This is a genomic window from Streptomyces cahuitamycinicus (genome assembly GCF_002891435.1).
Classification (GTDB): domain Bacteria; phylum Actinomycetota; class Actinomycetes; order Streptomycetales; family Streptomycetaceae; genus Streptomyces; species Streptomyces cahuitamycinicus.
In genome coordinates this window covers 1-5,657 of record NZ_POUC01000476.1, presented here as the reverse complement: position 1 = coordinate 5,657, position 5,657 = coordinate 1, and the positions used below count along the sequence as shown (strand labels likewise).

Annotated in this window: 5 protein-coding genes; 3 read left to right on the top strand and 2 right to left on the bottom strand. The window is 72.2% G+C overall.

Annotated elements, in window-relative coordinates; translation table 11 throughout:
• Together C1J00_RS46045 and C1J00_RS37085 are read left to right on the top strand one after the other, a co-directional pair.
• On the top strand, positions 1-1,332 hold a 1,332-nt coding region (locus C1J00_RS46045; protein WP_281262791.1), incomplete at its 5' end, for a cysteine protease StiP domain-containing protein.
• Entirely contained in the window at positions 1,332-2,141 is an 810-nt protein-coding gene (locus tag C1J00_RS37085) for an HAD family hydrolase (protein WP_102913313.1), read from the top strand. The genes C1J00_RS46045 and C1J00_RS37085, both read left to right, overlap by 1 nt.
• On the opposite strand, the gene C1J00_RS37080 is transcribed toward C1J00_RS37085, so the two are convergent.
• Both C1J00_RS37080 and C1J00_RS37075 read right to left on the bottom strand, forming a co-directional pair.
• On the bottom strand, positions 2,062-2,853 hold the full coding sequence (locus C1J00_RS37080) for a DedA family protein (protein ID WP_102913312.1): 792 nt from the start codon (positions 2,851-2,853) through the stop codon (positions 2,062-2,064). The two genes, C1J00_RS37085 and C1J00_RS37080, sit on opposite strands and share 80 nt — an antisense overlap.
• 47 nt (positions 2,854-2,900) lie before the next feature.
• Positions 2,901-3,122 carry an FmdB family zinc ribbon protein gene (locus C1J00_RS37075; RefSeq protein WP_102913311.1) on the bottom strand — a complete coding sequence of 74 codons (222 nt, stop codon included), beginning with the start codon at positions 3,120-3,122 and terminating at the stop codon, positions 2,901-2,903.
• Positions 3,123-3,374: 252 nt separating this feature from the next.
• Here C1J00_RS37075 and C1J00_RS37070 point away from each other — a divergent pair, with 252 nt between their 5' ends.
• On the top strand, positions 3,375-5,633 hold the full coding sequence (locus tag C1J00_RS37070) for a transglycosylase domain-containing protein (protein WP_245936648.1): 2,259 nt from the start codon (positions 3,375-3,377) through the stop codon (positions 5,631-5,633).
• Positions 5,634-5,657: the final 24 nt, after the last annotated feature.

Genomic DNA, 5,657 nt, shown 5'->3' with positions numbered 1-5,657 from the left:
CGCTACGCCTACAACGTCGCGGGCGCCGGCTTCGACGCCGTCGTCGCGGTGGTCGACTCGGCCGGGGACACCCCGGCGCTGCACGCGCCCGACGGTCTGCTGGCCCGCCTCGCCCCGCACACCCCGCGGGTCCTCCTCGCCGTCATACCGTCGTACGCCCCCGAAAGGCCCTCCATGCTGCCCGAGCCCCTCCGCGGCCCCGCCTTCTCCTCGTACGCGCCCGAGGAGGTCGGCTGGCTGCTCCAGGACCTCTCGGACGTGACGCTGGAGGCGCCGACCGAGGAGCGCGAGGAGGCGATCCAGAGCGGCGGCGCGCACTACGCGGAGTCGCTGCCCGTGGAGTACCAGCCCAGCGAGCAGTACCAGGAGCTGTTCCACGCCGCGCTGAAGGAGTCGGCGGCCCGTATCGCCCAGGCGGCCGGCGTCGTCACCGAGACGGTCCTCGCGGAGCGGTCCCCGCGTCCCGTGCTGGTCTCCCTGGCCCGTGCCGGGACGCCCGTCGGCATCCTCATGCGCCGCTGGGCCCAGCACCGGCACGGCCTCGACCTGCCGCACTACGCCGTGTCGATCGTCCGCGGCCGGGGCATCGACGCCAACGCGCTGCGCTGGCTCGCCGAGCACCACGACCCCCGGGACGTCGTCTTCGTCGACGGCTGGACCGGCAAGGGCGCCATCACCCGCGAACTCGCCCAGGCGCTGGAGGAGTTCGAGAAGTCGGACGGCGTCACCGGCTTCAGCCCCGAGATCGCGGTCCTGGCCGACCCGGGCTCCTGCGTGAGCACCTACGGCACCCGCGAGGACTTCCTCATCCCCTCCGCCTGCCTCAACTCCACCGTCTCCGGCCTGATCTCACGGACGGTGCTGCGCGCGGACCTGGTCGGCCCGCACGACTTCCACGGCGCGAAGTTCTACCGCGAACTCGCCGCCACCGACGTCTCGGTGGCCTTCCTGGACGCCGTGTCCGCCCGCTTCCCCGAGGTCACCGACGCCGCCTGCGCCCAGGCCAAGGAACTGCTCGCGACCGACCGCTCGCCCACCTGGGAGGGCTGGGCCGCCGTCGAGCGCATCAGCGAGGAGTACGCCATCCACGACGTGAACCTCGTCAAGCCCGGCGTCGGCGAGACCACCCGGGTCATGCTGCGCCGCGTGCCCTGGAAGGTCCTTGCACGCGCCGGGGCGGGCAGCGACCTGGACCACGTACGCCTGCTGGCCGAGCAGCGCGGCGTGCCCGTCGAGGAGGTCGACGCACTGCCCTACACCTGCGTCGGCCTGATCCACCCCAAGTACACCCGGGGCGCGACCGGCGCCGACGGCAAGGCGGTGACCCGCTGATGCCCGCACTCGTCGCGAGCGACCTCGACCGCACCCTGATCTACTCCGCCGCCGCCCTGGCGCTGACCATGCCGGACCCGCGGGCCCCGCGGCTGCTGTGCGTCGAGGTGCACGAGAGCAAGCCGCTGTCCTACATGACGGAGACGGCGGCCCGGCTCCTCACCGAGCTGGGCGACGCGGCCGTGTTCGTGCCGACGACGACCCGGACGCGCAAGCAGTACCAGCGCATCAACCTGCCGGGTCCGCAGCCCACGTACGCGATCTGCGCGAACGGCGGCCACCTCCTGGTGGACGGCGTCTCCGACGCCGACTGGCACGCGCGGGTCACCGCACGGCTGGCCGATCAGTGCGCGCCCCTGGCCGAGGTGCAGGAGCACCTGCTGAGGGCCGCCGACCCGGTCTGGGTGCGCAAGCACCGCGTCGCCGACGACCTGTTCGCCTACCTCGTCGTCGAGCGTGAACTGCTCGACGAGGACTGGGTGAAGGAACTCGCGGTGTGGGCGGAGAACCGCGGCTGGACCGTGTCCCTCCAGGGCCGCAAGATCTACGCCGTTCCCAAGCCGCTCACCAAGAGCGCGGCCATGCGGGAGGTCGCCCGGCGGACCGGGGCCGATCTCACGCTCGCCGCGGGTGACTCCCTGCTCGACACCGACCTGCTCCTCGCGGCGGACCAGGCTTGGCGGCCCGGCCACGGGGAGCTGGCCGACGCCGGCTTCACGGCTCCCTCGATCAGGGTGCTTCCCGACCGGGGTGTCCTGGCCGGGGAGCGGATCCTGCGGGAGTTTCTGGGGGCAGTACGGGGCGCCTGAGGACTCGGGTGTCCTGGTCGTCGTACGGGTGCGGCGCCGCGGTGGCTTGTCGCGCCCCGCGGCGGAGTCGCTGATCGCCATGGCCCCGCGCCCCTTTGGGGCGTCGCAGCAGCCGCAGGGCTATGAACACAAGGACAGCTACCGCCGCCACGGCGAGGACCACCTTGGAGTAGGTGGAGACGATGTCCGTCACCTGGTGCCAGTTGGCGCCGAGGAAGTAACCCGCGAGCACGAACGCCGTGTTCCAGATCGCGCTGCCCAGGGTGGTCAGCCCCAGGAACACCGGCAGACGCATGCGCTCCACACCCGCCGGCACGGAGATCAGGCTGCGGAAGATCGGGATCATCCGGCCGAAGAACACGGCCTTGGTGCCGTGCTTCAGGAACCACGCCTCGGTCTTCTCGATGTCCGAGACCTTCACCAGCGGCAGCCGGGCCGCGATCGCCACCGTCCGGTCACGGCCGAGCAGCGCGCCGACCCCGTACAGCGCGAGCGCGCCGATCACCGAGCCGGCCGTCGTCCACAGCAGGGCGGCGAGCAGGCTCATCCGGCCGCTGCTCGCGGCGAACCCGGCCAGCGGCAGGATCACCTCGCTGGGCAGCGGCGGGAACAGGTTCTCCAGGGCGATGGCGAGACCGGCACCCGGCGCGCCCAGCGCGTCCATCAGGTCGTTGACCCACTGCGGTCCGGCGTCCGCTGCGATGGCTGTCATGCCGCCACGTTAGGGAACCGAAGCTGAAGGACTCCTGAGGAAAGGCGTCAGCCGCAGCAGCCGCCTCCGCAGCAGCCGCCCCCACCGCCGCCCGCGCGGGGCGCCGGTGCCGGGGCGGAGGCCGATCCTCCGACCGCGACCGTGGAGAGGAGCTTCACCGAGTCCTCATGACCGGAGGGGCAGGCCGCGGGGTCGGAGGACTCCGCCATGGGACGGCTGAGTTCGAAGGTGTCGCCGCAGGTCCGGCAGCGGTACTCGTAACGAGGCATGGGGACAGGTTAATCCGCGACGGCGGAAGTACCGCCCTCCGGGATTCCGTTTGATCACTCTTGCCGTACCGGTGTGGAGGAACTGTAAAGGCCGCTGGTAACTTTCGAACGCCGCGAGGAGCCGTGAAGGCGGGGGAAACGTGAGGGCTCGCTGCCGTCGACCACGGCAGCCATGCCCTTCCGCGCGAGCACCACCGTGAGCGGGAGGGAGACACAGCCGTGTCCAAGGCTGGGCGGGAATCGGACGAGACCATGCAGTTGAAGGTTCCCGCTTCCCCGAACGCGGACGAGACCATGCTGTTGCGCGCCGTCGAGCCGGCCGCGACCGGCAGTGCGAACCCACGCGCGGCCACGACCGGCAACGCGAACCCACGCACGGCCACGACCCGCAGCGCGAACACACGCCCCGGCACGGCGCCGGAGGGCGACGGTCCCGGCAGGGCGCGCCGCCGGCGCAAGGCCCCCCGTGCCTCCCTACTGTCCCGACTCCCCGTCGCGGGCCCGGGGCTGACACGGTTCGCCGCCCGCGTCGCGTCCGACGCCCGCCGCCTCAGGCCCCGTTACCCGCACGCCGACCGCGCCGGCTGGCAGCGCTGGGCGCCCTCCTTGCGGCAGTGGCTCGGCGCCGCGCTGGCGTTCACCGGCCTGACCGTCGTCCTCCTCGGCTCCGCCTACGCCGCCACCGACATCCCGGAGAACCTCAACTCGTACGCCACCCAGCAGGACAACGTCTACTTCTGGTCCGACGGGACGCCCATGGCCCGCACCGGCTGGGTGAGGCGGCAGGCGATGCCGCTGGAGGACATCCCGGAGGACGTCCGCGACGCGGTGCTGGCGGCCGAGAACGCCAGTTTCTACAGCGACCCCGGCATATCCCTCAGCGGCCTCGCCCGCGCCCTGTGGCGCACCGTCGGCCAGGGAGACACCCAGGGCGGCTCCACCATCACGCAGCAGTACGTCAAGAACGTCTACCTCAACCAGGACCGCTCGGTCGGCCGCAAGTTCACCGAGGCCATGCTCGCCCTCAAGCTCGACAACGGGATGAGCAAGGACGACATCCTGGAGGGCTACCTCAACACGAGCTGGTTCGGCCGCGGCACCTACGGCATCCAGCGCGCCGCCCAGGCCTACTACGGCAAGGACGTCGGCGAGCTTGACGTCAGCGAGGCCGCCTTCCTCGCGTCCCTCCTCAAGGGCGCGGGGCTCTACGACCCGGCCCTGGGCGAGGCCAACCACGCCCGGGCCGTGGAGCGCTGGTCCTGGATCCTCGACCGCATGGCCGAGATCGGTACCCTGTCGGAGGCCGAACGGGCCCGGTACACGGAGTTCCCCGAACCGCTCAAGCGGGCGCCCGGGTTCGACACCGGCAAGCAGAGCGACTACCTCGTGGAACTGGCCGCCCGGTACGCCAAGAAGGCGGCACGCCTCTCGGACAAGGAGTTCGACTTCGGTGGCTTCCAGATCTACACGACCTTCGACCGCGAGCAGGAGAGCGCGCTCACCGACGCCGTGGCCGAGGCCCGGAAAAAGGCGCGGAAGAAGGACGCGGCCAAGGCGAAGTCCCTGCACTTCGGCGCCTCCTCGGTGGCCACCGACGGGCGGATCCTCGCCGTCCACGGCGGTCCCGACCACCGCACCCAGGGCTACAACGAGTCGAACGCGACCACCGTGCCCGCCGGTTCGGCCTTCCTGCCCTTCGTCTACGCCGCCGCCCTGGAGCACGGCGTGCACAAGACCCGGGACGGCGCCGCCACGGAGGTCACCCCGCAGACGCTGTACGACGGGGACGACGGCATCGCCGTCACGACGCCCGAGGGCCCCTACTGGGACCGCGGCGGCAAGCAGGTCACCTCCCACAACGACGGCGGGAAGTCGTACGGGCGGATCAGCCTGAGCCGGGCGCTGGCCCTGTCGGTGAACACGCCGTTCATGCAGCTCGGCATGGACACCGGCCTGGACCGGGTGCGGGACACCGCCCAGCGGGCCGGCCTGCTCTCCTCCAGCTTCGGCCCGCAGGTGCCCGCGATGTCCCTGGGCAGTGCCACGCCCAGCGCGATCCGCATGGCCGGCGGATACGCCACGTTCGCCGCCGCCGGCAAGCACGTCGAGCCGTACTCGGTGTCCCGCATCACCCGCAACGGCTCCGAGATCGCGCTGACGAAGCCCGCGTCCCGCCGTGCGGTGAAGGCGAATGTGGCCGCGGCGGTCCAGTCCGCCCTCACGGACGCCTTCCGCACCGCCCGCCCGGGGGCGGCCCCGGCCGTCACGGTGGCCGGGAAGCCCGCCACGGTGGCCGGGAAGCCCGTCACGGTGGCCGGGAAGGCCGGCACCACGCAGAACGACACCGCCGCCTGGTACGTCGGCACGGCCGACTCCGTGTCGACGGCCGTGGTGGCCTACCGGATCGACCTCGGCAAGAGCCTCGAACCCCTGCCGCTGGACGGGATCGCGGGCTCCCCCGACGACAGCGTCCCGTACCGCATCTTCTCCGGTGCCCGCGGCATCGGCTGACCCCCGCCCGGCACCGCCCCGCAC

What these genes read in the sequence shown, in the direction of transcription:
- C1J00_RS37085 (WP_102913313.1), top strand. Translation starts at nt 1,332, where the DNA reads ATGCCCGCACTCGTCGCGAGCGACCTCGACCGCACCCTGATCTACTCC.
- C1J00_RS37080 (WP_102913312.1), bottom strand. Translation starts at nt 2,853, where the DNA reads ATGACAGCCATCGCAGCGGACGCCGGACCGCAGTGGGTCAACGACCTG.
- C1J00_RS37075 (WP_102913311.1), bottom strand. Translation starts at nt 3,122, where the DNA reads ATGCCTCGTTACGAGTACCGCTGCCGGACCTGCGGCGACACCTTCGAA.
- C1J00_RS37070 (WP_245936648.1), top strand. Translation starts at nt 3,375, where the DNA reads ATGCAGTTGAAGGTTCCCGCTTCCCCGAACGCGGACGAGACCATGCTG.